The sequence below is a fragment of the Streptomyces sp. NPDC046860 genome (assembly GCF_040645115.1).
Taxonomy (GTDB): domain Bacteria; phylum Actinomycetota; class Actinomycetes; order Streptomycetales; family Streptomycetaceae; genus Streptomyces.
On record NZ_JBEYXQ010000004.1, the window covers coordinates 179,094 to 204,804 of the forward strand.

24 protein-coding genes and 1 tRNA gene are annotated in these 25,711 nt (G+C 73.2%); 8 read left to right on the plus strand and 17 right to left on the minus strand.

Translation table 11 applies throughout. The features are described 5' to 3' along the window. Nucleotides 1–22: 22 nt before the first annotated feature. Genes ABZ898_RS08360 through ABZ898_RS08380 form a run of 5 tightly spaced genes read right to left on the minus strand, consistent with a single transcriptional unit; the run spans nt 23 to nt 5,162 of the window. Nucleotides 23–199 carry a hypothetical protein gene (locus tag ABZ898_RS08360; RefSeq protein ID WP_361654248.1) on the minus strand — a complete coding sequence of 59 codons (177 nt, stop codon included), beginning with the start codon at nt 197–199 and terminating at the stop codon, nt 23–25. Further along, a complete protein-coding gene (locus ABZ898_RS08365; protein WP_361654251.1) occupies nt 196–1,533 on the minus strand; it encodes an AAA domain-containing protein in 1,338 nt (445 codons plus the stop codon). The genes ABZ898_RS08360 and ABZ898_RS08365 overlap by 4 nt, the downstream gene beginning before the upstream one ends. After that, complete coding sequence (locus ABZ898_RS08370; RefSeq protein WP_361654253.1) at nt 1,530–3,128, minus strand: hypothetical protein; 1,599 nt, start codon at nt 3,126–3,128, stop codon at nt 1,530–1,532. The genes ABZ898_RS08365 and ABZ898_RS08370 overlap by 4 nt, the downstream gene beginning before the upstream one ends. Beyond that, nucleotides 3,119–4,228: a hypothetical protein gene (locus tag ABZ898_RS08375; protein ID WP_361654706.1), complete on the minus strand. Its 1,110-nt coding sequence runs from the start codon at nt 4,226–4,228 to the stop codon at nt 3,119–3,121. The genes ABZ898_RS08370 and ABZ898_RS08375 overlap by 10 nt, the downstream gene beginning before the upstream one ends. After that, nucleotides 4,209–5,162, minus strand: coding sequence for a phosphatase PAP2 family protein (locus ABZ898_RS08380; RefSeq protein ID WP_361654256.1), 954 nt, complete (start codon nt 5,160–5,162; stop codon nt 4,209–4,211). The genes ABZ898_RS08375 and ABZ898_RS08380 overlap by 20 nt, the downstream gene beginning before the upstream one ends. Nucleotides 5,163–5,376: 214 nt before the next feature. On the opposite strand from ABZ898_RS08380, the gene ABZ898_RS08385 reads away from it, so the two are divergent. After that, a complete protein-coding gene (locus tag ABZ898_RS08385; protein WP_361654259.1) occupies nt 5,377–5,973 on the plus strand; it encodes a histidine phosphatase family protein in 597 nt (198 codons plus the stop codon). A gap of 33 nt (nt 5,974–6,006) precedes the next feature. Here ABZ898_RS08385 and ABZ898_RS08390 read toward each other — a convergent pair whose 3' ends face one another. Beyond that, nucleotides 6,007–7,431: a hypothetical protein gene (locus ABZ898_RS08390; RefSeq protein WP_361654262.1), complete on the minus strand. Its 1,425-nt coding sequence runs from the start codon at nt 7,429–7,431 to the stop codon at nt 6,007–6,009. A gap of 265 nt (nt 7,432–7,696) precedes the next feature. On the opposite strand from ABZ898_RS08390, the gene ABZ898_RS08395 reads away from it, so the two are divergent. Continuing rightward, on the plus strand, nt 7,697–8,104 hold the full coding sequence (locus ABZ898_RS08395) for a hypothetical protein (protein WP_361654264.1): 408 nt from the start codon (nt 7,697–7,699) through the stop codon (nt 8,102–8,104). 46 nt (nt 8,105–8,150) lie between these two features. After that, nucleotides 8,151–9,017, plus strand: a complete 867-nt coding sequence (locus ABZ898_RS08400; protein ID WP_361654267.1) for a fused MFS/spermidine synthase — start codon at nt 8,151–8,153, stop codon at nt 9,015–9,017. Between the two features lie 56 nt (nt 9,018–9,073). Here the strand turns inward: ABZ898_RS08400 and ABZ898_RS08405 are convergent, their stop codons facing one another. After that, nucleotides 9,074–9,616, minus strand: a complete 543-nt coding sequence (locus tag ABZ898_RS08405; protein ID WP_361654270.1) for a hypothetical protein — start codon at nt 9,614–9,616, stop codon at nt 9,074–9,076. A 111-nt stretch (nt 9,617–9,727) separates the two neighbouring features. Here ABZ898_RS08405 and ABZ898_RS08410 point away from each other — a divergent pair, with 111 nt between their 5' ends. The 3 genes from ABZ898_RS08410 to ABZ898_RS08420 all read left to right on the plus strand — a co-directional run bounded on the left by ABZ898_RS08410 (nt 9,728) and on the right by ABZ898_RS08420 (nt 13,400). Beyond that, nucleotides 9,728–10,432 carry a response regulator transcription factor gene (locus ABZ898_RS08410; protein ID WP_361654272.1) on the plus strand — a complete coding sequence of 235 codons (705 nt, stop codon included), beginning with the start codon at nt 9,728–9,730 and terminating at the stop codon, nt 10,430–10,432. After that, on the plus strand, nt 10,429–11,805 hold the full coding sequence (locus ABZ898_RS08415; RefSeq protein WP_361654275.1) for a HAMP domain-containing sensor histidine kinase: 1,377 nt from the start codon (nt 10,429–10,431) through the stop codon (nt 11,803–11,805). The genes ABZ898_RS08410 and ABZ898_RS08415 overlap by 4 nt, the downstream gene beginning before the upstream one ends. A 155-nt stretch (nt 11,806–11,960) precedes the next feature. Further along, nucleotides 11,961–13,400 carry a cellulose binding domain-containing protein gene (locus ABZ898_RS08420; RefSeq protein WP_361654277.1) on the plus strand — a complete coding sequence of 480 codons (1,440 nt, stop codon included), beginning with the start codon at nt 11,961–11,963 and terminating at the stop codon, nt 13,398–13,400. Nucleotides 13,401–13,461: 61 nt separating this feature from the next. Here ABZ898_RS08420 and ABZ898_RS08425 read toward each other — a convergent pair whose 3' ends face one another. The 4 genes from ABZ898_RS08425 to ABZ898_RS08440 all read right to left on the minus strand — a co-directional run bounded on the left by ABZ898_RS08425 (nt 13,462) and on the right by ABZ898_RS08440 (nt 18,224). Further along, nucleotides 13,462–14,913: a GH1 family beta-glucosidase gene (locus tag ABZ898_RS08425; protein ID WP_361654279.1), complete on the minus strand. Its 1,452-nt coding sequence runs from the start codon at nt 14,911–14,913 to the stop codon at nt 13,462–13,464. Between the two features lie 89 nt (nt 14,914–15,002). Then, nucleotides 15,003–15,887 carry a carbohydrate ABC transporter permease gene (locus tag ABZ898_RS08430; RefSeq protein WP_361654282.1) on the minus strand — a complete coding sequence of 295 codons (885 nt, stop codon included), beginning with the start codon at nt 15,885–15,887 and terminating at the stop codon, nt 15,003–15,005. Further along, entirely contained in the window at nt 15,874–16,905 is a 1,032-nt protein-coding gene (locus ABZ898_RS08435) for a sugar ABC transporter permease (protein WP_361654285.1), read from the minus strand. The genes ABZ898_RS08430 and ABZ898_RS08435 overlap by 14 nt, the downstream gene beginning before the upstream one ends. Further along, nucleotides 16,902–18,224 carry an ABC transporter substrate-binding protein gene (locus tag ABZ898_RS08440; protein ID WP_361654288.1) on the minus strand — a complete coding sequence of 441 codons (1,323 nt, stop codon included), beginning with the start codon at nt 18,222–18,224 and terminating at the stop codon, nt 16,902–16,904. Before ABZ898_RS08440 ends, ABZ898_RS08435 begins: the two co-directional genes overlap by 4 nt. Nucleotides 18,225–18,567: 343 nt before the next feature. Between ABZ898_RS08440 and ABZ898_RS08445 the strand changes: the two genes are divergently transcribed. Then, entirely contained in the window at nt 18,568–19,626 is a 1,059-nt protein-coding gene (locus ABZ898_RS08445; RefSeq protein WP_361654291.1) for a LacI family DNA-binding transcriptional regulator, read from the plus strand. A gap of 78 nt (nt 19,627–19,704) precedes the next feature. Here ABZ898_RS08445 and ABZ898_RS08450 read toward each other — a convergent pair. The 4 genes from ABZ898_RS08450 to ABZ898_RS08465 all read right to left on the minus strand — a co-directional run bounded on the left by ABZ898_RS08450 (nt 19,705) and on the right by ABZ898_RS08465 (nt 22,449). After that, nucleotides 19,705–19,777, minus strand: a tRNA-His gene (locus ABZ898_RS08450). Nucleotides 19,778–19,883: 106 nt separating this feature from the next. Then, nucleotides 19,884–20,486: an oligoribonuclease gene (orn, locus tag ABZ898_RS08455; protein WP_361654294.1), complete on the minus strand. Its 603-nt coding sequence runs from the start codon at nt 20,484–20,486 to the stop codon at nt 19,884–19,886. Nucleotides 20,487–20,590: 104 nt separating this feature from the next. Next, on the minus strand, nt 20,591–21,814 hold the full coding sequence (locus ABZ898_RS08460) for a helix-turn-helix domain-containing protein (protein WP_361654296.1): 1,224 nt from the start codon (nt 21,812–21,814) through the stop codon (nt 20,591–20,593). A 377-nt stretch (nt 21,815–22,191) separates the two neighbouring features. Next, a complete protein-coding gene (locus ABZ898_RS08465) occupies nt 22,192–22,449 on the minus strand; it encodes a hypothetical protein (protein WP_361654299.1) in 258 nt (85 codons plus the stop codon). A 315-nt stretch (nt 22,450–22,764) separates the two neighbouring features. Between ABZ898_RS08465 and ABZ898_RS08470 the strand changes: the two genes are divergently transcribed. Continuing rightward, nucleotides 22,765–23,292, plus strand: coding sequence for a universal stress protein (locus tag ABZ898_RS08470; protein WP_361654302.1), 528 nt, complete (start codon nt 22,765–22,767; stop codon nt 23,290–23,292). A 278-nt stretch (nt 23,293–23,570) separates the two neighbouring features. Here ABZ898_RS08470 and glmS read toward each other — a convergent pair whose 3' ends face one another. Then, nucleotides 23,571–25,388 (minus strand): glutamine--fructose-6-phosphate transaminase (isomerizing), encoded by a 1,818-nt coding sequence (gene glmS, locus ABZ898_RS08475; RefSeq protein ID WP_361654304.1) that lies wholly within the window; start codon nt 25,386–25,388, stop codon nt 23,571–23,573. A gap of 25 nt (nt 25,389–25,413) precedes the next feature. Continuing rightward, nucleotides 25,414–25,671, minus strand: a complete 258-nt coding sequence (locus ABZ898_RS08480) for a hypothetical protein (protein WP_030816599.1) — start codon at nt 25,669–25,671, stop codon at nt 25,414–25,416. Between the last annotated feature and the right edge of the window lie 40 nt (nt 25,672–25,711).

Sequence of the window (25,711 nt, forward strand, 5' to 3'; positions counted from 1 at the left end):
GCCCGGGGCCGGAGCCGCCGGATCAGGGCCGCCAGCTCACCCGGTGCTCCGCCAGGTGCGCGAGGACCGCGTGGTTGGCCTCCCAGCCGTCCGGACTGTGTCCTTCGGCCGCCTCCGGCGGCGTGCCGGACTCCGTCCGGCGGGCGGGGCGGTGCCTGGGGCGGCCGAACCCGGAGGCGTGCCCGGCACCGGGACTCACGGCCGCCAGCTCACCCGGTGCTCGGCCAGGTGCGCGAGGACCGCGTGGTTCGCCTCCCAGCCGTCCGGGAACTTCACCAGCGTGCCCAGCTGCACGGGCTCCGTCGACGGGTACTCGTCCAGCAGGTCGCCCACCCCGGCGCGGCACACCACGACGCAGGCGTGCCGGTGGCGGGAGGCCAGCACGCACAGGCGGCCGGTCTCCAGGTGGAACGCGGTGGCGTCGGGGCGGCCGGAGAGCGGGTGCAGGATCACCGTCACGTCGTACTCCCGGCCCTGGAGCCGGTTGGCCGTGTCGACGGTGACACCCGCCACGCCCAGGTCCGCCAGCGCCGCGCGCACCGCCGCCGCCTGGTCCCGGTGGGCGGTGCCCACGGCGACCCGGTCGGCGGTCAGCGGGCTCGGCGTCCCGGAGCGCTCGGAGACGGCCGCGCCCCCTCGGTCCAGCAGCCGCCGCACCACCGAGGCGACCGCCCGCACCGCCTCCGGATCGGTGCGCGGGGTGTGCCGGGCCGGCAGCTCCAGCAGCCCCCAGCCGGACTCCGCCGCCTCGTCGATCACCCTGTCCGGCGCCGAACCGTCCGAGCGCACCGCGAAGGTGAGCCGCCGCTGTCCGTGCCCGGTGCCGCTGCGGAACGGCGTGTACGGGTAGAACGCCGCCGACACCAGCGGCGCCGCCGACGCGGGCAGCCGCCAGGACACCGGCAGCCGGTGCTGCGGCAGCCCCGGGTTGTGCGCGAGCAGCGTGGAGACCGCCGAGGCGGACGGGTCGTAGGACAGGCCCGCCCACTGGTCGCCGCCCACCGTGGAGAACGGGTCCAGCTGGCCCGGGTCGCCGACGAACAGCGCCCGCTCGAACAGCCCGGCCACGGCCAGCAGCGAGTCCGAGCGCATCTGGTACGCCTCGTCCACGATCGCGTGCGGCCACGGCTCGTCCACCGTGACGTGCGCCCACTTGGCGGCCGTGGACAGCACCACGGGCAGCCCGCCCAGATCGCCCGCCTTGGCGGAGGTGCGGACGTTCGGCAGCGCGTCCAGCGCCTTGTCGTAGGCGTCGGTGTCGCTGCTGTGCAGACGGCCCACCGGCAGCTCGGGGTTCTTCTCCGCGAGCCGCAGCACCAGGTCGTCCACCTGGGCGTTGGTCTGCGCCACCACCATCAGCGGGCGGCCCGCGTCGGCCAGCTCCAGCGCCGCCCGGACCACCAGCGTGGACTTGCCCGCGCCGGGCGGGGAGTCGACCACGACACCGCGCTCGGTGCCGTGCAGGGTGTCGGCGAGGATCGCGTCGGTGGCGCGCGTGGCGGCGGCCGACGGGTCGAAGTCCACGGTCGTCACAGCACGTCCTCCTCGGTCACCGCGTCCGGCGCCTCCGGCACCGGCTCACCGGGCGGCCCGCCGTGCGTCCACGGAGTCCGCTCGGGGTCGGGCAGCTTCGCGCCGCCGCGCTGCTCGTGCTCGAAGAGCGTGAAGCACACCGCGTCGCCCTTCTCCGGCACCGAACCGGCCTCCGGCTCCTTGCCCCGGCCCATTTTGTCCATGATCCGCAGCACGATCACACCGTCCTCCGGCGCGCCCTCGTACCCCACGAACTCCGCCGTCTGCGGCTTGCCGTCGCGCGAGCGGTACACCTTGGCGCGCTCGCCCAGATGCGGGCGGTCCCCGGTGCGCACGGTCACCAGCGGGCGCGGACTGGGCCGCCTGCCCTCGCTGTACGCCATGACGGACTCGGTCACCTCGCCCGCGAACGCCTCCCCGGCCAGCCGCCGGGCCGCCATCACCAGCGGGTCGTCGAGCGCCTCCTGCGCCTGAAGCCGGGCCTGCTCGCGCTCCCGCGAGGCCAGCTTGTTCGCCGCGGTCACCGCGTCGTCCCGGCGCGGCTGCGGGGGTTCGCCCGCGGTGATCCGGTCCCGGTGCGCGGTGAACGACCAGCGGTCCCTGGTCCACCGCTCCCCGGCGTACCCGCCCTCGGGGAGCGTCCGCAGCAGGTCCAGCCCGCGCCAGACCGCGTCCCAGGTGGGCCGCGTACGGCTCTCGACCAGGTCGCGGATCTCCCGCTCGGCGGCGGTGAGCGCGGTCAGCAGGTCCTCCGCGCTCGCCGCGTCCTCGGCGCCGGCCAGCGCGGTGCGCGCCCGGTCGTACCGCTCGATCGCCGGGGCCAGCAGCTTGTTGTCGAACGCCGGGTCGGTGGCCGGGCCCGCCGGGGGACACAGCAACTGGCCCGCCTCGTCCCGCGCCCGCTCCGCCCGCCCGGCGGCCTCCGCGCCCGAGGCGCCCCCGGGCGGGTCGATCCACGCCAGCAGGGCGCCCAGATGCTGGTCCTCCGCCGCGGACTGGCCGGTCGCCCAGTGCCGGGACAGCACGTCGGTCAGCGCGAGCAGCAGCGAGGAGCCCGGCACCCGGGACCGCTCGCCGTAGTGGGTCAGCCAGCGGCCCAGCAACGGCACGCGCGGGGGCGCCGGATACGGCGTCTCCGGGTCCTGCTCGGCCGTGCGCCTGAACCGCATCGAGCGGCCCAGCAGCCGCACGAGGTCCAGGCCCGCGCGGCTCGGCACGATCAGCTGGGGCGCGTCCACGCACAGGTCGACCTCGACCTTGACCCGCTTGCCGGTCTCCGGGTCGGTGTCGGTGCGCTCGGCCGTCTCCACCGCCTCCGCGCAGGAGTCGAGGTACGGCAGCACGACGTCGGCCAGCTCGGTGAGGAACGCGAAGCGCAGATCGCGGTCGCGGGGCTGCGGCACGACCAGCAGCCGGGGCGCGTCCCGGTCGGTGCCGACGAGCGCGCCGAGCGGGGCGCCCGTCTCACCGGCGGTGGTCAGCGGCACGAACACCAGCGGCCGGTCCGACAGATGCCGGTGCCGCACGGTGGCGGCGGGCTGCGCCCGGCCGTCGGCGACCGCCTCCAGGCGGGCCAGGGTGGCGATCAGGGACACGGCACGGCCTCCCGGTCCGCGGCGAGGGCGAGCGCCTCGGCGCGCAGGGCGGCGGCCCGGCGCAGCGCGGCCACCACCGGGTCGGCGGGATCGCCGCTCACGCCGCGCGCCGCCGACAGCACCTCATGGACCGTGCCCAGAGAGCCCAGCTCGGCGCGGAGCGGACGGCCGAGCCGGGTCACCGCGCCGGCCGCGCGGGAGCGCTCGCGGCAGTGGAAGGCCAGCTCGCACGACGACAGGCACTCGGGCGCGTACGTCGCCGGGACCGCGTCGACGGCGGCGGTCAGTTCCTCTGCCGGGCGGTCCGGCGCGAAACAGGTGCCCTCGGGCAGCTCTTCCGCGATGGCCTCCACGCGGGTCAGCCGGGCGAGCTGCCGCGCGGTGACCGCCCGCTGCGCCCGTACGTCGACCGCGCGCGCGGTCGCCAGGTTGGAGAAGTCCTTCGGGCACACCAGCAGCACCTCGTGCCGCACCCGGGGCGGCGGGGCCAGCCGGGCCGCGACCGCCTCCAGCGCCAGTACGTACACCGCCGCCTGGCGGGCGGCCGCGCCCACCTTCGCCGGGTCCGCCGAGCCGTCCAGCATCGGGAACGACTTGATCTCCACGACCGTCCAGCCGCCGTCGGGGTGCACCACCACCGCGTCCGGCTCCAGGAAGACGGGCGAGCCCGCTACGTCCAGGGCGAGCATCGGATGGTCCAGCAGCGTCCAGCCGCCCGCCAGGGCCGCCTCCCGCAGCGCCAGCGCCGTACGCGCGGTGCGGCCCTCGGGGCCCGGCGCGCTCAGGTCCGGCACCGCCGCCCGGGCGGGCGGTTCGGCGGCCGGGTCCAGCAGGGTGCGGGTGAGCCGCAGCAGCTCGGCGCCGCCGTCCGCCTTCACGCGGGCTTCGAAGGTGTTGCCCCGGATCAGCGCGAACTGGGACTGGCCGTAGTCCGAGGGGGCGCCCAGCGCGCCCGCGAGCGCGGCCTTGTCCACCCCGGCGCCGTCCAGGATCGCGCGTCTGCGGCAGCCCGGGTTGGCCGCGAGCGCCGCGAGGGCGCGCGCGTCCAGCGCCTTGGCCGGTACCTCGGGACCGCGCAGCTCAGCGAGCCGGTGCCGCAGCGCCGTCCCCCGCGTCGCTGGGGGAGGCGTCGGGTCCGGCCGCGGGGTCGAGCCGCGACTCGCGCTGCCGTGGAATTCGCTCACCCGCGGAAGTCTGGCATCCGTCACTGACAATCGGGGCGGGACCGCTGTTCCCGCTCTTCCCGAGCGGCGCCGCCCAGGCGGCGAGCCGCAGCCGCGCCGCCGTCGCGCCGCGCGTGACGTACGGGCTCAGGAGCAGGCCGAGACCCATCACGGCCGCGCCCGCGACCGCGTCCAGGAAGTAGTGGTTGGCGGTGCCCATGACCACGATCGCGGTCAGCAGCGGGTAGCCGACCGCGGCCGCCTTCGCCCAGCGGGTACGGCCGCAGCGCCACAGCATGACCCCGCAGAACAGGGCCCAGCCGACGTGCAGGCTCGGCATCGCCGCGTACTGGTTGGTCATGCCGCCCATGCCGCGCGGGGCGCTGGCCTCGCCGCCCCACCAGCCGTACGCGCTGTAGTACGCCATGGTGTCCACGAAACCGTGGGCCGGGGCGAGCAGGCGGGGCGGGCAGGTGGGCAGCAGGGTGAAGCCGATGAGCCCTATGAACGTCGACGTCATCAGCCAGGTGCGGGCCGCCCGGTAGTGCTCGGTGCGGGCCCGGAAGAGCCAGATGAGGACCACCGGCGTGACGACGTAGTGCAGCGAGGCGTACCAGAAGTCGGCCGGCACCCCGAGCCAGGGCTCGGCCGTGAAGACACGGTTCAGCGGGTGCTCGGCGTTCAGGTACAGCGCCTTCTCGACACGCAGGATGGCCAGGCCGTGGTCGACGGCGGTGGAGACGTCCCCGCGCGCCAGGAGCCGGCCGGCGGTGTAGCAGCCGTAGACCAGCAGGATCAGCGGCAGCTCGGTCCACCAGCGCGGGCGGGTTCCCGGGACCGCCCCGATGCCCGGTGCCTCGGTCTGCGGCATCCGATCGCCCTCCCCCTTCGCGCTGCCAGACACCCCCCTCGGGCGCCGTGACACTGTACGGTGTCGGCCCGCCCGTCCGCGCGGGCGTTCCGGCTCTCGAAGACGCCCGGATCGCCCTCCAGGTTGCCCGCGCGAGGGGTGCGCGATGATGGAGGGACCTCGTATCGGGTTTCCCCGGCGTCCACTCGGCGTCCCTCTTCCGGAAAGGTCCCCCATGGCACCGCGCATCCTGCTCGCCCGGCACGGACAGACGGCCTGGTCGCTGTCCGGCAAGCACACGGGCAGGACCGACGTGCCGCTCCTGGAGGAGGGCCGGCGCGGCGCCAAGCTGCTCGGTGAACGACTGCGGCAGGCCCCGCTGGACGGCCTGGCCGACGCTGAGGTGCGCACCAGCCCGCTGGTCCGCGCGCACGAGACCTGCGAACTGGCCGGGTTCGGCGACCGCGCCCGCACCTGGGACACCCTGATGGAGTGGGACTACGGCGCCTACGAGGGCATGACCCCGGCCGAGATCCGGGCCGGCCGCCCCGACTGGCTGATCTGGCGCGACGGCGTCCCCGAGGGCGAGACCCTCGCCGAGGTCACCGCCCGCGCGGACGAGGTCGTGGCCTGGGCCCGCTCCGCCGACCGGGACGTCCTGATCTTCGCCCACGGCCACATCCTGCGCTCCATCGGCGCCCGCTGGCTCGGCCTCCCCCTCGACTTCGCCGCCCGCCTGCGCCTGAACCCCACCTCGCTCTCCACCCTCGGCTGGGCCTACGGCGAGCCGGCGATCGAGCACTGGAACGACACGGGCCACCTCGCGGGCTGAGGAACGCCCCCGCGCGGGCGGGCGCGCCCCGCGCTACCCGCGCCGGGGCCGCGGCAGCGAGGCGTGGCGGTCCAGGAAGTCCGCCACGCCCGAGGCGCGGCGGTGCGGGAGCAGCACCCGGGCCGTGCCCGCCAGCATCGACTGGATGCGGGAGGACTGCACCTGCGCCAGCAGGTCGAGGACGCTGAGCCCCGCCGTCGCCGCCTCGTCGGGGTGGCCGTCACGGGCCAGGTCGTCGGCCAGCTCGGCGGTGTACAGCGCGATGTTGCGGGAGAAGTGCGGGTCCTGGAGCCGGGTCGCGCGGCGAGCGTGCCGGGCCGCGCGGCGCCAGTCGCCCAGCGTGGACCAGCACTGCGCCTCGAGACCGGCCAGCTCGGCCTCGCCGTAGAAGCTCATCCACTCCGGGTCGGCCTCGGAGGTGCCGCGCCCGAACAGCGCCTGTGCCCGTACCAGCGCCTGCCGGCAGCCGGCGCGGTCGGCGAGCCCCGCCCAGCCGCCCGCCTCGCGCAGCGCGAGCAGCGACATCAGCCGGGGCGAGCCCAGTGGACGGGCGGCCCGCTGCGCGGCCTGGGCGGCGCGGACCGCCTCGCGGGGGCGCCCGGCGTCCCGCGCGAGGAAGGCGGTGTTGCAGAAGGCGTGCGCCTCCAGCGCCGCGTCCCCGGTCATCCGGGAGGTGGCCAGCGCCTCCGCGTAGTGCGAGCGGGCGTCGTCGAAGCGGCCCGAGTCGTGGGCCAGCCAGCCGACCGAGATGGCCAGTTCACCGGCGCCCGAGTGCAGCCGCTCGGCGGTGGTCTGCCGGGTGGCGCCCGCGTCCAGCAGGGCGTACGCGGCGCGCAGCGGTTCCGCCGCGCGCCGGTACAGGCCGTCCGCGCCGTGCTTGTCGTCCAGCAGCCTGATGCGCCGGACGGCCTCCTCGACGGCGGCCGCCTCCGACGTGCCGGGCCGCCGTGAGGCCGCCGAGGCGTCCGTGGCGATGCCCAGCGGGCCCAGCGTGGCGGCGGCCGCCACCGTGGCACCCGTACCGGTCATGAATGCGCGACGCAGCACGTCGCTCTCCTCGTGGTTCAGGGGGTCGTTCGGGTACGGCCGGTGGGCGCCGTACGGGGCGTCGCGGTCGCAGAAGGGATCGAGGGCGGCCGCGGCCCGGGCCGTGGCCGGGCGCGCGCCCCGGCCGCGCACCGTCGAGCGCGGCGCGAAGCCGAGATCGGTGAGCGTGCGGCCGGGGAACATGTGCAGGAACACCCGCTCGTAGGCGTAGTTGGGACAGCGGATCTCGCCCGCCTCGACTCTCCCGACATAGCGCGCGTCACAGCTCACCCGCTCGCCGATCTCCCGCGCCGCGCGCCGCACCAGGGCGGCGAACTCGGCCGGGGAACGGCGGCCGCGAAGCTGCCGGAAGGCGGTGTTGGGGCGGGGCGGCCGGTCGGGCTGCGCCGAGGTATCGGTTGACGACGCCATGGCCGGTCCTCTCGTGCGAACCGTCGAACCATGCCGGAACGGGGCCTTGTGCGGGCGGGGTTGCCCGTGGGACACCGTGGGTCCGGCGGGGCAAGAACGTACCCGCTGTGTCCGACCCGACACGCAGGGTTTAGCTACAAACCGGATATCTCATCCACGATCTGCCATGAACTGCCATCCTTTGCGGCGCACTTGCGCCGTAGCCCTTGACGCCGCGGCACGTTGTACCTCACGGACCGCAAAAGGCAGCGTGCTGGAGGCCGGCATGGAGACCCGTCCGAACAACGATCCGTGTCCGGTGCCGTCATGGCCGCGACCGGCCGGGGACGCGGCGTGCGACCTGGTCACGGTGCCGGCCCGCCAGGGTCTGGAGGCCGTCGACATCCTGCGGCGCGAGGCCGGTGAGGGCGTGGGTCCCGTCCTGCACGACGACGGGTGCGACACCCTCGGCTTCCTGGTCCCGCCCGGCACGGCCGGGAGCTGGGACATGCCGGGCAGCACCTGCACCCGCACCTCCGGACGCGGCCTCAGACTCGCCCCGGAGCCGCCCGTGCAGGGCTCGGACTGGCTGCTCCCGCCCGGCGACGCCGACCTCGCCACCGACCCGGCGGTGCTGCGCCGCGCGCTCGGCGAGGCGGCCCGGCTGATCGAGGCCGCCGACAGCTGCCGCTGACCGGCGCCGTGCGGCGGGCCCCCGCGCCGCCTGCGAGAATGGGCCGATGGGCAGGTCCAGGGACAATCGGCGCAGGACAGCCGCCGAGGCGGTGGTGGAGGCGGTCGACGGCGGCCTCGCCGAACTCATACCCGACCCGGACCGCGCGCGGGCCTGGTCGCTGCTGATCGACGGCGCCCCCCAGTCGCACGTCGACCTCGACGACCCGGCGCACCTCTCCTTCGAGTACCAGCGCCGCATCGGCCATGTCATCGACCTCGTCGCCCCGCCCGGCAAGCCGGTGCAGGCCGTGCATCTCGGCGGCGGCGCGCTCACCCTGGCCCGCTACACCGCCGCGACCCGGCCCCGCTCGACCCAGCAGGTGGTGGAGCGCGACGCGGCCCTCGTCCAACTCGTCCGGCGCGAACTCCCCCTGGACCCCGGTGCCCGGATACGGGTGCGCTCGGCCGACGCCCGCGAGGGGCTCGCCAGGGTGCCGGACGGATGGGCCGACCTGATCGTCGCCGACGTCTTCAGCGGCGCCCGCACCCCCGCCCACCTGACGTCCGCCGAGTTCCTCGACGAGGTCCGCCGCGCGCTGCGCCCCGGCGGTGTCTACACCGCCAACCTCGCCGACGGCCCCCCGCTCACCCACCTGCGCGGCCAGATAGCCACGGCGGCCGCCCGCTTCGCCGAACTGGCCCTGATCGCCGACCCGGCGGTGCTGCGCGGCAAGCGCTTCGGCAACGCCATCCTCGTCGCCTCCGACACCCCGCTGCCCTTGGCGGAGCTGACCCGCAGGGCCGCCTCCGACCCGCACCCGGCCCGTGTCGAACACGGCTCCCCACTCACGGACTTCACCGGCGGGGCCCGCCCGGTCACGGACCTCTCGGCGGTGGCGTCACCGGCCCCGCCACCCTCGGTGTTCCGCTGACACCACGGTGGCCGCCGGGGTCAGCACTGTCAGCACAGCCGGCATGACCAGGGTGGTCAGTATGTCTGCACGTCCACGTGCGGCGGGCCGTCGTGCCAGTCGCAGAAGACCGTCACCCGGTCCGTGCTGCGGCTGAACTCGACCCTGATCCAGGTCTCCGTCTTGAAGACCTGCATCGACCAGCCCGTGCCCGGGGTCGCCGAGACCAGGGTCGCGCTCGCCGGTCCCAGGTCGAACACCGCCCGGCCGCCACCCGTGTCGTACGCCTTGACGTCGCCGGACGCGGTGGTGGGTGCCGGGGGAGCCGGGGCCGGGGCGGAGGGCGCCGGGGTGCGCGGCGGCTTGGTGGACGTGGACGCGGAGGGGGTGGGGGACGGGGACGCGGTGGTGCGGCGGGGCGTGGGCGTCGGGTCCGGGCCGGGGGGCGCGGGCGAGGTGCCGGAGGCGTGGGCCGCCGCCTCGGCCGCGGAGATCGGGACGGCGCGCGGCGGGTCGTACGCCGTGCCCGCCATCACCGTGTGCACACCCCACCAGGACAGCGTGGTCGCCGCCGCGGTGGCCAGCAGCCACGCCATCACGTGTACGAGTCCTCTGCGCATCGGGGCCATACTGCCTCAGCCGTCACCCGCCGCGCAGCAGAGGCGAGTTGTCCACAGGGAGTTGTCCACAGGCCAACACTTCGCAGGTCCGCATGGCGTACGGTGCGGCGCATGGCAAGTGTGCTCGTGGTCGAGGACGATCAGTTCGTCCGCTCGGCGCTGATCCGGCATCTGACCGACGCCGCCCACGTGGTGCGCAGCGTCGGCACCGCCCTGGAGGCGCTGCGCGAGGTCGCCCATTTCCGGTTCGACGTCGTGATACTCGACCTCGGACTGCCCGACCTGGACGGCTCCGAGGCGCTGAAGATGCTGCGCGGCATCACCGACGTGCCCGTCATCATCGCCACCGCGCGCGACGACGAGACGGAGGTCGTCCGGCTGCTCAACGCCGGTGCGGACGACTACCTGACCAAGCCCTTCTCCGTCGAGCACCTCTCCGCCCGCATCGCCGCCGTGCTCCGCCGCTCCCGCTCCGGCGCCACCGAGGCACCGCCCTCGCCGGTGATCCGGGTCGGCGGCCTCACCGTCGACCCGCTGCGCCGCCAGGCCGAGCTGGACGGCGCCCGACTCGACCTGACCCGCCGCGAGTTCGACCTGCTCGCCTTCCTCGCCGGCCGCCCCGGCGTGGTCGTCCCGCGCAAGGAACTCCTCGCCGAGGTCTGGCAGCAGTCCTACGGCGACGACCAGACCATCGACGTCCATCTGTCCTGGCTCAGGCGGAAGCTGGGCGAGACGGCCGCCCGCCCCCGCTATCTGCACACCCTGCGCGGGGTCGGGGTCAAGCTGGAGCCGCCCGGCGCGGGGGACCCGCGATGAGATGGGCGCTGGTCAAGGTCTGCCTCGCGGTGACCACGATGGTCGTCGTCGCCTTCGCCGTCCCGCTCGGCCTGGTCGTCAAGGAGATGGCCCGCGACCGCGCGTTCGCGGGCGCCGAGCGCGAGGCCGCCGCCGTCGCGCCCGCGCTGTCCATCACCACCGACCGGGACGAGCTGGAGCGCGTGGTGGCCGCCGCCGGGGCCGACTCCGGGATGTCGGTGCACCTGCCCGCCGACGGCGACCGGGGCGCGCTCGACCTCGGCCGGGGCCGGGCCGCCGAGCGGGACATAGAGGCAGTGCGCCGGATGGGCCGCGCCTCCACCGCCGAGGTCACCGGCGGCTCCGCCCTGCTCCAGCCGGTCGCGCTCGGCTCCGGCGCGATCGCCGTGGTCGAGGTGTGGGTGCCCGAGGCCGCGATGAGCAACGGCGTGGGCACGGCCTGGGCGGTGCTCGCCGCCGTGGGGCTCGCGCTGATCGCCGGGTCGGTCGCGGTCGCCGACCGGCTCGGGGTCCGCATGGTGCGCCCCGCCCGCCGGCTGGTGGAGGGCGCGCACGAACTGGGCGAGGGCAAGCTCGGCGCCCGCGTCCCCGAGGACGGGCCGACCGAACTGCGGCTCGCCGCCGTCGCGTTCAACTCCATGGCCGACCAGGTCGTCCAGCTCCTCGCCAACGAGCGGGAACTGGCGGCCGACCTCTCGCACCGGCTGCGCACCCCGCTCACCGTGCTCCGGCTGAACGCCGCCTCGCTCGGTGCCGGGGCCGCCGCCGACCAGACCCGCGCCGCCGTGGCCCAGCTGGAGGGCGAGGTCGACACGATCATCCGTACCGCCCGCGAGGCCAAGCCGCGGACGGCGGCCGCCGGGCCGGGCGCGGGCTGTGACGCGGCCGAAGTGGTGCGCGGGCGCATGGAGTTCTGGTCCGCGCTCGCCGAGGACGAGGGCCGCAAGTGGCGGGTGGCCGGAGCGGAGCGCCCGGTGCGGGTCCCGGTCGCCCGCGCCGATCTGGCCGCCGCCCTGGACGCCCTGCTGGGCAACGTCTTCCGGCACACCGCCGAGGGCACCGCCTTCGCGGTCGACGTCCACCAAGCCGAGGACGCGGTGATCGTGCTCGTCTCCGACGCGGGCCCCGGCATATCCGACCCCCGCGCGGCGATGGCCCGCGGCAGCGGCTCCGGCACGGCGGGGTCGACCGGACTCGGACTGGACATCGTGCGCCGCCTGGCCGAGTCCACGGGCGGCGACGTGCGCATCGGCTCCTCCGTGCTCGGCGGCACCGAGGTGCGGATCTGGCTCCAGCTCGGCGCCCGCAAGCCCGCCGGACGCGGCCACCGCGGCACCGTACGCAGGCGGCGCAGGCTGACACCCACCCGATGAGACCGGCACCGGGCCCGATCTTTAACCGGTCCCGATCCCTTCCTTAAGCGCGCCCTAAGCCTTCCGACGGCCGTCCCTGATAGGCCGATTGCCGGATTCCGCGCCGCTAGCGTGCTGCCACCACCCCCCACCCCCGCACGAAGGACAGGCACGCCATGAGCACGCACCGGCGCAGGATCAGTGGCAGGAACAAGGCGATAGGCGGCGTGGTCGCGGCCGCCGTGGCCGGTGGCGGCGCGGTCCTGGTGACCGGGGTCGCCCACGCCGCCGGTGTCGGCGCCGCGTACACGAAGACCAGCGAGTGGTCGACCGGGTACAGCGCCCAGTACGTCGTCACCAACGACACCGGAGCGGCCAAGAAGGACTGGAGCCTGGAGTTCGACCTCCCGGCCGGCGCCAAGCTCGGCTCGCTGTGGAACGCCGAGTCCAGCGTGAGCGGGCAGCACGTCACCGTGAAGGCCGCCAAGTGGGACACCGACGGGCTGGCCGCGGGCAAGTCGGTCACCGTCGGCTTCGTCGTCGACGGCGCCGGGGACCCGTCCGGCTGCCGGATCGACGGCGCCGAGTGTGCCGCCGACCCCGGTGCCACCCCCGAGCCCAGCGGCCGCCCCACCGAGCCCGAGACCCCCGCGCCCGGCCAGAGCGCCCCCAGCACGCCCGAGACGCCGGTCCCCACCAAGGCGGCGGGCAACGGCACCAAGGCGGCGGCCGGCTTCGCCCCCTACGTCGACACCTCGCTCTACCCGGCCTTCGACCTCCTGGGCACCGCCGACGCCACCGGCGTGAAGAACTTCAACCTCGCCTTCGTCACCGACGGCGGCGGCTGCACCCCCAAGTGGGGCGGCGTCAGCGACCTGACCACCGACGCCGTGGCCGCCCAGATCGGCGCCCTGCGCGCCAAGGGCGGCGACGTCCGGGTCTCCTTCGGCGGCGCCTCCGGCTCGGAGCTCGCCACCACCTGCTCCTCCGCCGACGCCCTGGCCGCCGTCTACGCCAAGGCCGTCGACGCCTTCAAGCTGACCAAGGTGGACTTCGACGTCGAGGGCGGCGCGCTGCCCAACACCGCCGCCAACACCAAGCGGGCCCAGGCCATCGCCAAGCTCCAGGCCGGCCACCCCGACCTGAACGTCTCCTACACCCTCCCGGTGATGCCCGAGGGCCTCACCCAGGACGGCGTGAACCTGCTGGCCGACGCCAAGGCCAACGGCGTCCGCGTCGACGGCGTCAACATCATGGCGATGGACTACGGCCCGGCGTACAGCGGCGACATGGGCGACTACGCGATCCAGGCCGCGACCGCCACCCAGGCCCAGATCAAGGGTGTCCTCGCGCTCTCCGAGGACGACGCCTGGAAGACGGTCGGCGTCACCCCGATGATCGGCGTCAACGACGTCGCCACGGAGATCTTCAAGGTCGACGACGCCGGGCAGCTCGTCGACTTCGCCAAGTCCAAGGGCATCGGCTCGCTGTCCATGTGGTCCGGCACCCGTGACAACGCGTGCGACGGCGGCACCAAGCCCACCGCCGACGCCAGCTGCAGCTCCATCGCCCAGGACAAGTTCGCCTTCTCCAAGGCGTTCGCCGCCTTCAACTGAGCGGCACCGAGAACGAGGCCCGGTGGTGGGGGCACCGCCGGGCCTCACTCACGCGTGCCGGTCAGCCCGCCGACTCCACCGACGGCAGCGTGCCCGTGCGGGCCGCCTCGCCGTACCAGCGGGCGCTGGACTTCGGGGTCCGCGCCTGCGTCTCGTAGTCCACGTACACCGCGCCGAACCGCTTCTCGTAGCCGTAGGACCACTCGAAGTTGTCCATCAGGGACCACAGGTAGTAGCCCCGCACGTCGGCGCCGTCGCGCAGCGCGTGCCGGACCGCCGAGAGGTGGGCGTGGAGGTAGGCGACGCGGTCGGGGTCGTGCACCCGGCCGTCCGCGTCCGGGGCGTCGTCGTAGGCGGCGCCGTTCTCCGTCACGTAGAGCGGCAGTCCGGGTGCCTCGCGGGCGTAGCGCATCAGCAGGTCGTACAGACCGGTCGGGTCGACCGTCCAGCCCATCTCGGTGCGTTCGCCGGGGCTCTGGTGGAACAGGACGTCGTCCGCGCCGGGCCACGGGGAGTGCGCGCTGGCGCCGTGGCCGTCCGCGCGGGGGCCGCTCACCTTGTCGTCGGCCGCCGAGACCAGCGCGGGGGTGTAGTAGTTCAGGCCCAGCGCGTCCAGCGGGGCGTTCGCCGAGGCGAGGTCGCCGTCCAGCACGAACGACCAGTCGGTCAGCGGGGCCGTCGCGGTGAGCAGGGACTCGGGGTAGGCGCCGTGCAGCATCGGGCCGTGGAAGACCCCGTTGGCCAGGTCGTCGATCCGCCGGGCCGCCGCCAGATCGGCCGGGCTCTGCGAGACCGGGCGCACCACGGCGGAGTTGAGGCTGACCGCGATCTGGTTGCGGGCCGGCATCGCCGCGCGCAGCGCCGCCGCGCCCAGCCCGTGCGCCAGGTTGAGGTGGTGGGCGGCCCGCAGCGAGGCCACCGGGTCGGTGCGGCCAGGCGCGTGCACACCGGAGCCGTAGCCCAGGAAGGCGCTGCACCAGGGCTCGTTGAGGGTGATCCAGTTCTCCACCCGGTCGCCCAGCGCCTCGCCGACGAGGTGGGCGTACTCGGCGAACCGGTGCGCGGTGTCCCGCTCCGGCCAGCCGCCCGCGTCCTCCAGCTCCTGCGGGAGGTCCCAGTGGTAGAGGGTCACGGCGGGCTTGATGCCGTTCTCCAGCAGCTCGTCCACCAGCCGCCGGTAGAAGTCCAGGCCGATCTGCACCGCGGGCCCCCGCCCGGTGGGCTGCACCCGCGACCAGGAGACGGAGAAGCGGTACGCGCCGAGCCCCAGGTCCGCCATGAGGGCCACGTCGTCGCGGTAGCGGTGGTAGTGGTCGACGGCCACGTCACCGGTCTCGCCGCCCGCCGTCTTGCCGGGCGTATGGCTGAAGGTGTCCCAGATCGAGGGGGTGCGGCCGCCCTCGCGCACCGCCCCCTCGATCTGGTACGCGGAGGTCGCGGCCCCCCAGAGGAAGGCCGGCGGGAAGGTGACCTCGGGGGCCACGGGGGACACCGTGGAGGAGGAGTCGGGCATGGAAGCGCTCCCATCGAGAGTCGGGAAGACCTTGGGGGATAAGGGGGGAGGGGCCGGGACGGCGGTGACCCGGCCCTCCGTACGACGGTTCAGCCCTTGATCGCGCCCTGCATGATGCCGCCCACGATCTGCTTGCCGAACAGCAGGAAGGCGATGAGCAGGGGCAGGGTGCCCAGCAGCGCGCCCGCCATGATGACGGCCTGGTCCGGGACATAGCCGGTGCCGAGCGCGTTCAGGGCGACCTGCACGGTCGGGTTCTGCTGGTTCAGGGCGATGATCGGCCACAGGAAGTCGTTCCAGGCGAACACGAAGGTCAGCAGCCCGAGCACCGCCATCGCGGGCCGTGCCGCCGGGAAGACCACGTGCCAGACGATCCTGAGGCTGCTCGCCCCGTCCACCCGCGCCGCCTCGATCAGCTCGGTCGGCAGCGCCTGCACCAGGTACTGCCGCATGAAGAAGGTGCCGAACGCGGTCACCAGGCTCGGCAGGATCACCGTCTGGAGCTGGTTGGACCAGCCCAGGTCGCTCATCCACAGGTACAGCGGTACGACGGCGAGCTGCGGCGGGATCATCATCGTGCCGATGGTCAGCAGCAACAGCAGCCCGGAGAACCGGAACCGCAGCTTGGCGAAGGCGAAGCCGGCCAGCGTGGAGAAGACCACCGTGCTGACCGTGATCGTGCCCGCCACGATCAGCGAGTTGAGCATCGCGGTGCCGAGCCCGGCCTGCTCCCAGGCGGCCTGGAGGTTCTTGAACAGGTTGCCGCCGAACCACAGCGGCGGCGGCGACTGGGCGAGCCGCCGGTCGGTGCGCGAGGCGGCGACCGCCGTCCACACCAGCGGAGCCAGCGAGACCAGCGCGAACACGGTCAGCGCCACGTAGGTCACCGGACCGGCGTGCAGCTGCTTGCCCGCGCCCATGGCCCGGCGCCGGACGGTGCGCTCCCGGGGGAGGGCGAGGTCACCGGTGGTCATCGGACCTCCTCAGCCAGCGGGTCAACAGCAGGTTGACCGCAGCGACGATCAGCAGGATCAGGAACATCGACCAGGCGATCGCGGACGCCTTGCCGAGGTTGCCGATGATCCAGCCCTGGTCGTACATGTACAGACCGAGGGTCTGGTACTGGTGCTCGGAGCCGCCCTTGGAGCCGCTGACCCCGCCGAACAGCAGGGGCTCGCCGAAGAGCTGGGTGGCGCCGATGGTCGAGACGACGATCGTGAACAGCACCGTCGGCCGCAGCTGCGGGATCGTCACGTGCCAGAACTGCTGGCGCCGGTTGGCGCCGTCCAGCGCGGCCGACTCGTACAGGTCGGCCGGGATGGCCTGCATCGCGGCCAGGTAGATCAGCGCGTTGTAGCCGGTCCAGCGCCAGATCACGATGGTCGACACCGCGAACTGCGAACCCCAGTCCGATTCACGCCAGTTGACCGGGTCGACACCGAAGAAGTGGAGAATCCAGTTCACCATGCCGCCGTCCCACGAGTACAGCAGCGCGAACACCAGCGTCGCCGCCGCCACCGAGGTCGCGTACGGGGTCAGCATCACCACGCGCCACACGGTCGAGCCGCGCAGCCGGTAGTTGAGCATGTGGGCCAGCCAGAGCGCCGCCATCAGCTGCGGGACCGTGGAGAGCAGGCCGATGGTGAACGTGTTCCTCAGCGCGTTCCAGAAGAAGTCCGAGGACAGCAGGTTGCGGTAGTTCTCCAGGCCCGCCCAGCTCTGGTGGTCCAGCGCGGACAGCTGCACGTCGTGCAGCGAGTACCAGACCGTGTACAGCAGCGGGACCAGCGTGAACACACCGAACAGCACGAAGAAGGGGGTCACGAACGCGTACGGCGACGCCTTCGTGTCCCAGCGGTACAGCCGGCCGCGCCAGGAGGGGGCGCCGTCCGGCGCGCCGCGACCCCGAGCGCCCCGGACCGCGCCCGGCGGGATGCCGGGCGCGGTCTCGGCGCTCGACGCGTGATGCGCGAGAGCCTCTTTGGAGGTCACTGGCCGAGCACGTCCTTGATCTCCTTGGACGCGGCGTCCCAGCCCTGGGCCGGGGACTTGCCCTTCTGCTCGACCTGGAGGATGCCGATGTCACTGATCGCGGTGTCGATCGGCTTGTCCTTCGGACCGAGCGGCTGGGCCGGGATGGTCTTGGCCGAGTCGGAGAAGATCTGGGTGAGCGGCGCGCCCGAGAAGTAGGCGGTGGTGTCGGCCTGCGGCTTCAGACCCGCGTACGCCGACGGGGTGGAGGGGAAGCTCGCCTGCTTGGCGAAGACCTTGGCCTGCTGCTCCGGCGCGGTCAGCCACTTGGCCAGCTCGACGGCCTCCTTCTGGTGCTTGCCCGCCGTCGGCACGCCGAGGAAGGAACCGCCCCAGTTGGACGCGGTCGGCGCCGCGGCCACGTCCCACTTGCCCTTGCCGGAGTCGCCGGCCTTCTCACCGATGTAGCCGAGCATCCAGGCGGGGCAGGCCACCGAGGCGAAGCTGCCGTTGGCGAAGCCCTTGTCCCAGGTGGGGTCGAACTGCTTCAGCTTCGCCGACATGTCGGACGTCGCCACGCTCATCGCGTCGTCCCAGGCCGCCTTCACGCCCGGGGACCTGTCCCAGACGATCTTGCCGTTCTTGTCGTAGTACCGCAGCGAGGCGCCGCCCAGGGACGCGTTGTACACCGAGGACGCCGAGTCGACGAACTTGGTGCCCTTCGGCGCCTTCTTCATGTACTGCTTGCCCAGGTCGACGTACTTGGACCAGTCGCCCTTCCACTGCTCGGCGAGCTTGGTGCGGTCGGTGGGCAGACCGGCCTTCTCGAAGAGGTCCTTGCGGTAGCAGATCGCCATCGGGCCGATGTCGACGCCGAGGCCGATCATCTTGCCGTCCTGGGTGGTGGCCTGGGCGTTCTTCCAGTCCAGCCACTGGGACTTGTCCGCGTCCTTGCCGAGGTCGACGAACTTGGCGGCCTGGGTCTGGACGGCCTCCGTGACGTTGCCGACCTCGATGGCCTGGATGTCGTCGGTGCCCGAACCGGCCTGGAGGCGGGTGAGCACCTTCGGCCAGTACACGTCTGTGCGGGTGGTGACGTTCTCCTTGATGCTGATGTCCGGGTGCAGCTTCGTGTACTCGTCGAACAGACCGGCCTGCTTGTAGCCGAACACACCGAAGGTGCCGACCGTCAGCGTGATCTTGCCCTTGCCGTCGCCGCCGCCCGCGTCCGACGAGCCGTCGTCCGAGTCGCCGGCGCAGCCCGCCAGCAGACCCGTGGCCAGCGCGGCCGCGGCCGCCATGGCCACCGTGCCGCGAGACCTGCGGATGCTCGTACGCATTGCGTCCTCCTGTTGCCTGACGTGCCGACCCCCCGGCCAACTGCATGGAAATCGCGTGGATCTGGGCCCGTTCGTACTCGCTGCGGCTCGGGCGGGGAACGTGCGGGTTGTGTAGGTGTCAGGTACTGTGGGAGCGCTCCCACATGTGATGGGTTGAAGAGTCGTCCGTTCGGGACGGGGTGTCAAGGGAGTGCGCACGCCCAACGGCGTTCAGTTATCGGGCTGTTAACCGGCCACCGGTCACGCGCCGGGCGCCCGGCGGTGGTGAGGGCTCGGACCGGCCGGGCCGGCGGGCACTGTTAGATTCCAGGCCGGAGCAGGACGGCCGAGAGAGGCGGAGGCCATGACGAGCCACGGAGCGCGCGGCGGCCGGGGCGGAGGGCGGCCCACGCTGGAGGAGGTGGCCGCCCGGGCCGGGGTCGGCCGGGGCACGGTCTCCCGCGTGATCAACGGCTCCCCGCGCGTCAGCGACGCGACCCGCGCGGCCGTCGAGGCGGCGGTCGCCGAGCTCGGTTACGTCCCCAACACCGCGGCCCGGGCCCTCGCGGCCAACCGCACCGACTCCATCGCGCTGGTCGTGCCCGAGCCGGAGACCCGGTTCTTCGCCGAGCCGTACTTCTCGGACATGCTGCGCGGGGTCGGTGCCGAACTCGCGGACACCGAGTGGCAGTTGCTGCTGATCTTCGCCGGCAGCGACCGCAAGCGGCAGCGGCTCGCGGACTACCTCTCCGCCCACCGCGTCGACGGCGTCCTCCTGGTCTCCGTCCACGCCGACGACCCGCTGCCCGACCTCCTGGACCGCCTGGAGATCCCGGCCGTGATCAGCGGCCCCCGGTCGGCGGGGGAGACGCTCACCTCGGTGGACTCCGACAACTACGGCGGCGCCCGCTCGGCCGTCGAGCACCTCCTCGGCCGGGGCCGCCGCCACATCGCCCACATCACCGGCCGCCCGGACGTCTACGGCGCCCAGCGCCGCCTGGACGGCTACCGGGACGCGCTGCTCGGGGCCGGGCTGGAGGTGGACGACCTGCTCGTGGAGCCGGGTGACTTCACCGAGGAGGGCGGCCGCCGCGCGATGGCGGCGCTCCTCGCCCGCCGCCCCGCCCTGGACGCGGTCTTCGCCGCCTCCGACGTCACGGCGGCCGGCGCCCGCCGGGCCCTGCGCGAGGCGGGCCGCCGCATCCCGGACGACGTGGCCCTGATCGGCTACGACGACTCCGCCATCGCCCGCCACATGGACCCGCCCCTCACCAGCGTCCGCCAGCCGATAGAGGAGATGGGCCGGGCGATGATCGACCTGCTCCTCACCGAGATCGCGGACCGGCGCCCGGCGGGGACACGGGGGCTGGAGCGGAAGCACGCGGTGCTGGCCACGGAACTGGTGGAGCGGGAGTCGTCCTGACGCTCCCCCCTCCCGGGAGGGGGGCTCCGGAAACGCGTCAGGGGCCGATCCGTGAACGGATCGGCCCCTGACATTCAGGGTGAGTGACGGGACTTGAACCCGCGACTTCCTGGACCACAACCAGGTGCTCTACCAGCTGAGCTACACCCACCACGACCGGCGGTGGAACTTGTCGTTTCCCCGACCGGCCGAGAAGAAGTCTACAGGGTCCGAAGGGGTGCTCGCGCACACGTTTCCGCGCAGGTGTTCCCGGAGGGCTACGAAGGCGGCAGGACGTACTTCGCGGCGATCGACTTCGCCGTGTCGGAGTCCGGTCCGGGCTGCGGGACGAAGACCGCCTCGCGGTAGTAGCGCAGCTCGGCGATGGACTCGCGGATGTCCGCCAGCGCCCGGTGGTTGCCGTTCTTCTCCGGGCTGTTGAAGTACGCCCTCGGGTACCAGCGCCGGGCCAGCTCCTTGACCGAGGACACGTCGACGATCCGGTAGTGGAGGTGGGACTCCAGCGTGGGCATGTCGCGCAGCAGGAAGCCGCGGTCGGTGCCGACGGAGTTGCCGCACAGCGGGGCCTTGCCGGGCTCCTTGACATGCTCACGGATGTAGGCGAGGACCTGCTCCTCGGCGTCCGCGAGCGTGGTGCCGCCGGGCAGCTCCTCCAGCAGGCCGGACGCGGTGTGCATCTGGCGCACCACCTCGGGCATCGTCTCCAGCGCGGAGTCCGGCGGGCGGATGACGATGTCCACCCCTTCGCCGAGCACGTTCAGCTCGGAGTCGGTGACGAGGGCGGCCACCTCGATGAGCGCGTCGTCGGACAGCGAGAGGCCGGTCATCTCGCAGTCGATCCACACCATGCGATCGTTCATGTGTCTCACCTTAAGGGGACCGGGACCCGGCCGGACCCGCCCGTACGCACGGAGAAGGGGGTGGGGGAGGCCGGACCTCCCCCACCCCCTTCCGCCGGTGGGCCTCAGCCGCCTCCGCGCGGCCCCGGCAGCAGACTCACCGCGCCCGCCGCGTGACGGCGGCTCTGCAGCGGCACCCCGCCCTCCCGGTCCGGGTGCAGGACCGAGGGCACCGCCACCGGGCCGTGGCCGGGCAGCCCGGCCGGACCCGGACCCTGCGGCGCGCCGTGCTGCGCGAGCTGCTGCTCCTGCTCGACGGGCCGCTCACCCTGCGGCCTGCGGGCCCGGTAGGCGGCCCGGTAGGTCGCGGGCGACGAGCCGAGCTGGCGGCGGAAGTGCCCCCGCAGCGCGACCGGGGAGCGGAAGCCGCAGCGGCCCGCCACCTCGTCCACGGAGTAGTCGGAGGTCTCCAGCAGCCGCTGCGCCTGGAGCACCCGCTGGGTGATCAGCCACTGCAGCGGCGCGCTCCCGGTGAGCGAGCGGAACCTGCGGTCGAACGTGCGGCGGCTCATGTAGGCGCGTGCCGCCAGCGTCTCCACGTCGAACTGCTCGTGGAGGTGTTCCAGCGCCCAGGCGACGACCTCGGCCAGCGGGTCGGCGCCGATCTCCTCGGGTAAAGACCTGTCGAGGTAGCGCTCCTGGCCGCCGCTGCGGCGGGGCGGCACCACCAGGCGGCGGGCCAGCGCGCCGGCCGCCTCGTTGCCGTGGTCCGTCCGCACGATGTGCAGGCACAGGTCGATCCCGGCCGCCGTACCGGCCGAGGTGAGCACGTCGCCGTCGTCGACGAACAGCTCACGCGGATCGACGTGCACCGACGGATAGCGCTTGGCCAGCGTCGGCGCGTACATCCAGTGGGTGGTGGCCGGGCGGCCGTCCAGCAGGCCGGCCGCGGCCAGGACGAACGCCCCGGTGCACAGGCCGACGATGCGGGCCCCCTCGTCGTGCGCCCGGCGCAGCGCGTCGAGCGCCTCCTCCGGTGGCGGGGAGGTGATCGAGCGCCAGGCCGGCACGACGACCGTGCCCGCGCGGGAGATCGCCTCCAGGCCATGCGGCGCGGTGAGTTCCAGGCCCCCCGTGGTCCGCAGCGGGCCGTCCTCGCCGGCACACACCAGCAGTCGGTAGCGCGGTACTCCGGCGTCCTGGCGGTCGATCCCGAACACCGAAAGCGGTATGGAACTCTCGAAGATGGGGCCGCCGCTGAACAGCAGCACCGCGACGATCTCCTTGCGGCGTCGCCCGGCCAGTTTCCGGACTGCGGATTCCGGTGCGGCGGTGGAGTCGTGGCTCATACTGCTAAGCCCCCCTCGGTGGTCGCGGCTCCTCGGCTGTGTCGCTCCTGCACGTTTCCCCTCGGTCCTGCACGAGTCCCCCGCCGTAAGACATCAAGATCGAATCTACTGGCTGCCGCGGTCTGCCGGTGGCCAGTTCCACACGCGGTGCATTGTCGACATGACAACTTGGCGTGAAGCATTCGATCACGAAGGGTTGCACTCGTGGGGCGTGCAGGGAAGTACGCCTCCGCGGGGTGGCCAAACCGCATAGGGTGCGACAGGTCGGACGACCCCTGTTTGTGCAGGTGGAACGGGGGTTGGGGGGTGGTTGGGACCCCTCCGGATCGATATTCAGAACTTGGCTGAAAAGCAGCGTTCGGGGGTGCGGAAACCGGTCAGTCGACCGGTGTACCGGCCCTCGTGTGATCTGTGACTCCCCGCGCGGCCTGACGCAGCGAGTGCCGGAACAGCATCCGGCACACGCCGGCGCCGGCCGCCAGGCCCACCCCCGTACCCACGGCCACGACCGGAGCCGTGCCGCACCACAGCAGGACCAGCGGCACCAGCACGCAGCCGAGGGCCGCCCAGCGGATCAGCTCACGCGCCGTGTCCGAGCCGGGGGCGGAGCGGTGCGCCGAGCGCGGTGCGGACATCTGCGGGCTCCCTGGGGGCGGAGGTTCTGGGGGTTCAACGCGCGGCGGGCAGGACGGTCACCCCCGTGTCGCCCGGGGTCCCGGCAAAACGCCTGTACGGGGCAGCGACCATTGCGTAAGGGGCGCCGCTCGTGCATGCTCCGGGGAACCCCTCGGGACCGCCCGTGGGGGCGCTCACGGAGCGTGTGCGCGAACTGCGAATCGGAGGCGTGCCGCCGTACCCTTGGGGGTATGGGGAGGGGAAGACGTTTCCCGGACACAGCTCCGCCGCACGATGTTCCCCCTCCATACAAGGATCACGACGCCGAGACAGCCATGGCCGGTCACGAATTCTTCGAACCCGCGGACCGCAAGCGGCCGGTAGCCGAACCCACGGCGGCCGAGCCCCTGGCGGCGCAAGAGGCACGCCCTTCCTGCGATCCCGCCTTCAAGCACGGAGTGGTCGTCGGCTTCGACGGCTCCACCTCCAGCGAGCGCGCCCTCGCCTACGCCGTCGGCATGGCCCATCGCTCCGGCTCGGGCCTGATCATCGTCCACGTGGCCAACCGGCTGCCCACCACGGTGTGGGCGGGCTGCGAGCCCCCCGTCTTCGTCGACGTGCCGGACCACCGCACCGAGGTGCTCGGTCTGGAGCTCGCCTGCGCCGACCACCTGGCCGAGGTGCCCTGGATCCTGGTGGAGCGCGGCGGCGACATCTGCCACGAACTGGAGGAGGTCGGGCGGGAGTACGAGGCGGACGCGATCGTCGTCGGCTCCACGCACGGCATCGCCGGACGGATCTTCGGCTCCGTGGCCGGCCGCCTCACCAAGCGCGCCCGGCGTCCCGTGATCGTGATCCCCTGATCCCCTGATCCCCTGATCCCCTGACGCCCTGAGCACGCCGACCGCCTCAACCGCCCCTGCCGTGCTGTCGCTTCGCACTGCGTGAAGCTACTCGCGCGTAGGGGTGTCCCCTTCCCTGTGCGGGGCATATAACGGCCGACGCCGCGGATGAGTCGTGCTGCCGGCCGGGGGGTGACGGCCACCGGCCGAGGACAGCGGCACGGAAACGGACCCCCACGTGCCGGTGGCTCACGCGAGGGTCCGTTTCTTCTGCACTCCGGGGCGCTCCGGGGCGTGGACTACTCCACGGTCACCGACTTGGCCAGGTTGCGCGGCTTGTCGATGTCACGGCCCAGCACCTTGGCCGCGTGGTAGGCGAGCAGCTGCAGCGGGATGCCCATGAGGATCGGGTCCAGCTCGTCCTCGTTCTTCGGGACCACGATGGTCCGGTCCGCCTTCTCCTGCTCCTGGTGCGCGACCGCGAGGATCTTGCCGCTGCGGGCCTTGATCTCCTCCAGCGCGGCGCGGTTCTTCTCCAGCAGGTCGTCGTCCGGGACGATGGCGACCGTCGGCAGGGCGGGCTCGATCAGGGCCAGCGGGCCGTGCTTCAGCTCGGAGGCGGGGTACGCCTCGGCGTGGATGTAGGTGATCTCCTTGAGCTTCAGGGAGGCCTCGCGGGCGACCGGGTAGCCCCGGACACGGCCGATGAAGAGCATCGAGCGGCTCTCCGCGTACTCCTCGGCCAGCTCGCGGACCAGCTCCTCCTGCTTGAGGATCTCGGCGATCTGCCCGGGCAGCTTGCGCAGGCCCTCGATGATCCGCTTGCCGTCGGTCACCGACAGGTCGCGGGTGCGGCCCAGGTGCAGGGCGAGCAGCGCGAAGGCGACCGTGGTGTTGGTGAAGCACTTGGTGGAGACCACGCACACCTCGGGGCCGGCGTGCACGTAGATGCCGCCGTCGGCCTCGCGGGCGATGGCCGAGCCGACCACGTTGACCACGCCGAGGACGCGGGCCCCCTTGCGCTTGAGCTCCTGCACGGCGGCCAGCACGTCGTACGTCTCACCGGACTGGGAGACCGCGATGTACAGGGTGTCGGGGTCGACGACCGCGTTGCGGTAGCGGAACTCCGACGCCGGCTCGGCGTCGGCGGGGATGCGGGCCAGCTCCTCGATCATCTGGGCGCCGATCATGCCCGCGTGGTACGAGGTGCCGCAGCCGAGGATCTTCACGCGGCGGATGCGGCGCGCCTCCCGGGCGTCCAGGTTGAGGCCGCCCAGGTGCACGGTGGAGAAGCGGTCGTCGATGCGGCCGCGCAGCACGCGGTCCACGGCGTCGGCCTGCTCGTGGATCTCCTTGTGCATGTAGGTGTCGTGGCCGCCCATGTCGTACGAGGCGGCCTCCCACTCCACGGTGGTGGGCTCGGCGCTGGTGCGGGTGCCCTCGGTGGTGTAGGTGCGGAAGTCGTCGGCCTTCAGGGTGGCCATCTCGCCGTCGTCCAGGGTGACGATCTGGCGGGTGTGGGTGACCAGGGCGGCGATGTCCGAGGCGACGAACATCTCCTTCTCGCCGATGCCGAGGACGACCGGGGAGCCGTTGCGGGCCACCACGATGCGGTCGGAGAAGTCGGCGTGCATGACGGCGATGCCGTAGGTGCCCTCGACCACGCGGAGCGCCTCGCGGACCTTGTCCTCGAGCTTCTCGGCCTCGGAGCGGGCGATCAGGTGGGTGAGCACCTCGGTGTCGGTGTCGGAGAGGAACTCCACACCGTCCGCCTCCAGCTTGCGGCGCAGGTCGGAGGCGTTGTCGATGATGCCGTTGTGGACGACGGCGACCTTGTTGTCGCCCGACATGTGCGGGTGGGCGTTCACGTCGGAGGGGGCGCCGTGGGTGGCCCAGCGGGTGTGGGCGATACCGGTGGTGCCCTTGAAGCGCGCGGGGACCTTGGCCTCCAGGTCACGCACCCGGCCCTTGGCCTTGACCATCTTCAGACCGGCCGTCTTGGGGGAGGTGACGACGATGCCGGCCGAGTCGTAGCCGCGGTACTCCAGGCGCTGCAGCCCCTCCAGCAGCAGGGGAGCGACGTCCCGCTTACCGATGTATCCGACAATTCCGCACATGTGTTAGCTCCCTCACCCTGGCTTCTCAGCCATAGACCATGCGGCGCAGCTGCCTGAGCGTCAGCTCCGGCGGCGCCACCGCGCGGTATTTCAGGTCCGCATCGATCCGTTCGAAGATCGCCGCGTTCTGCAGGCCCTGGGCCTGCAGTTCTCGGTGTCGACGACGGACGTAGTCCTGGGTCGTCTCGTCGAAGAAGGCGAGCACGTCCTGTATCACTCGCAGCGCCTCGCCCCGGCTGAGCGGGGTGGAGCGCGTCAAATGATCGACAAGTTCCTCGTGCACCCGGTAGATCTTCGGGTACGGACGCCGGTTTCGCAAGAAT

Excerpts from the sequence above, each read along its gene's own strand:
- ABZ898_RS08410 (WP_361654272.1), top strand. The coding sequence starts at position 9,728 with ATGGCAAGTGTGCTCGTGGTCGAGGACGATCAGTTCGTCCGCTCGGCG.
- ABZ898_RS08420 (WP_361654277.1), top strand. The coding sequence starts at position 11,961 with ATGAGCACGCACCGGCGCAGGATCAGTGGCAGGAACAAGGCGATAGGC.
- ABZ898_RS08440 (WP_361654288.1), bottom strand. The coding sequence starts at position 18,224 with ATGCGTACGAGCATCCGCAGGTCTCGCGGCACGGTGGCCATGGCGGCC.
- ABZ898_RS08380 (WP_361654256.1), bottom strand. The coding sequence starts at position 5,162 with ATGCCGCAGACCGAGGCACCGGGCATCGGGGCGGTCCCGGGAACCCGC.
- ABZ898_RS08470 (WP_361654302.1), top strand. The coding sequence starts at position 22,765 with ATGGCCGGTCACGAATTCTTCGAACCCGCGGACCGCAAGCGGCCGGTA.
- ABZ898_RS08405 (WP_361654270.1), bottom strand. The coding sequence starts at position 9,616 with ATGCGCAGAGGACTCGTACACGTGATGGCGTGGCTGCTGGCCACCGCG.
- ABZ898_RS08385 (WP_361654259.1), top strand. The coding sequence starts at position 5,377 with ATGGCACCGCGCATCCTGCTCGCCCGGCACGGACAGACGGCCTGGTCG.
- ABZ898_RS08400 (WP_361654267.1), top strand. The coding sequence starts at position 8,151 with ATGGGCAGGTCCAGGGACAATCGGCGCAGGACAGCCGCCGAGGCGGTG.
- glmS (WP_361654304.1), bottom strand. The coding sequence starts at position 25,388 with ATGTGCGGAATTGTCGGATACATCGGTAAGCGGGACGTCGCTCCCCTG.
- ABZ898_RS08460 (WP_361654296.1), bottom strand. The coding sequence starts at position 21,814 with ATGAGCCACGACTCCACCGCCGCACCGGAATCCGCAGTCCGGAAACTG.
- ABZ898_RS08390 (WP_361654262.1), bottom strand. The coding sequence starts at position 7,431 with ATGGCGTCGTCAACCGATACCTCGGCGCAGCCCGACCGGCCGCCCCGC.
- ABZ898_RS08425 (WP_361654279.1), bottom strand. The coding sequence starts at position 14,913 with ATGCCCGACTCCTCCTCCACGGTGTCCCCCGTGGCCCCCGAGGTCACC.
- ABZ898_RS08395 (WP_361654264.1), top strand. The coding sequence starts at position 7,697 with ATGGAGACCCGTCCGAACAACGATCCGTGTCCGGTGCCGTCATGGCCG.
- ABZ898_RS08445 (WP_361654291.1), top strand. The coding sequence starts at position 18,568 with ATGACGAGCCACGGAGCGCGCGGCGGCCGGGGCGGAGGGCGGCCCACG.
- ABZ898_RS08415 (WP_361654275.1), top strand. The coding sequence starts at position 10,429 with ATGAGATGGGCGCTGGTCAAGGTCTGCCTCGCGGTGACCACGATGGTC.
- ABZ898_RS08430 (WP_361654282.1), bottom strand. The coding sequence starts at position 15,887 with ATGACCACCGGTGACCTCGCCCTCCCCCGGGAGCGCACCGTCCGGCGC.
- orn (WP_361654294.1), bottom strand. The coding sequence starts at position 20,486 with ATGAACGATCGCATGGTGTGGATCGACTGCGAGATGACCGGCCTCTCG.
- ABZ898_RS08465 (WP_361654299.1), bottom strand. The coding sequence starts at position 22,449 with ATGTCCGCACCGCGCTCGGCGCACCGCTCCGCCCCCGGCTCGGACACG.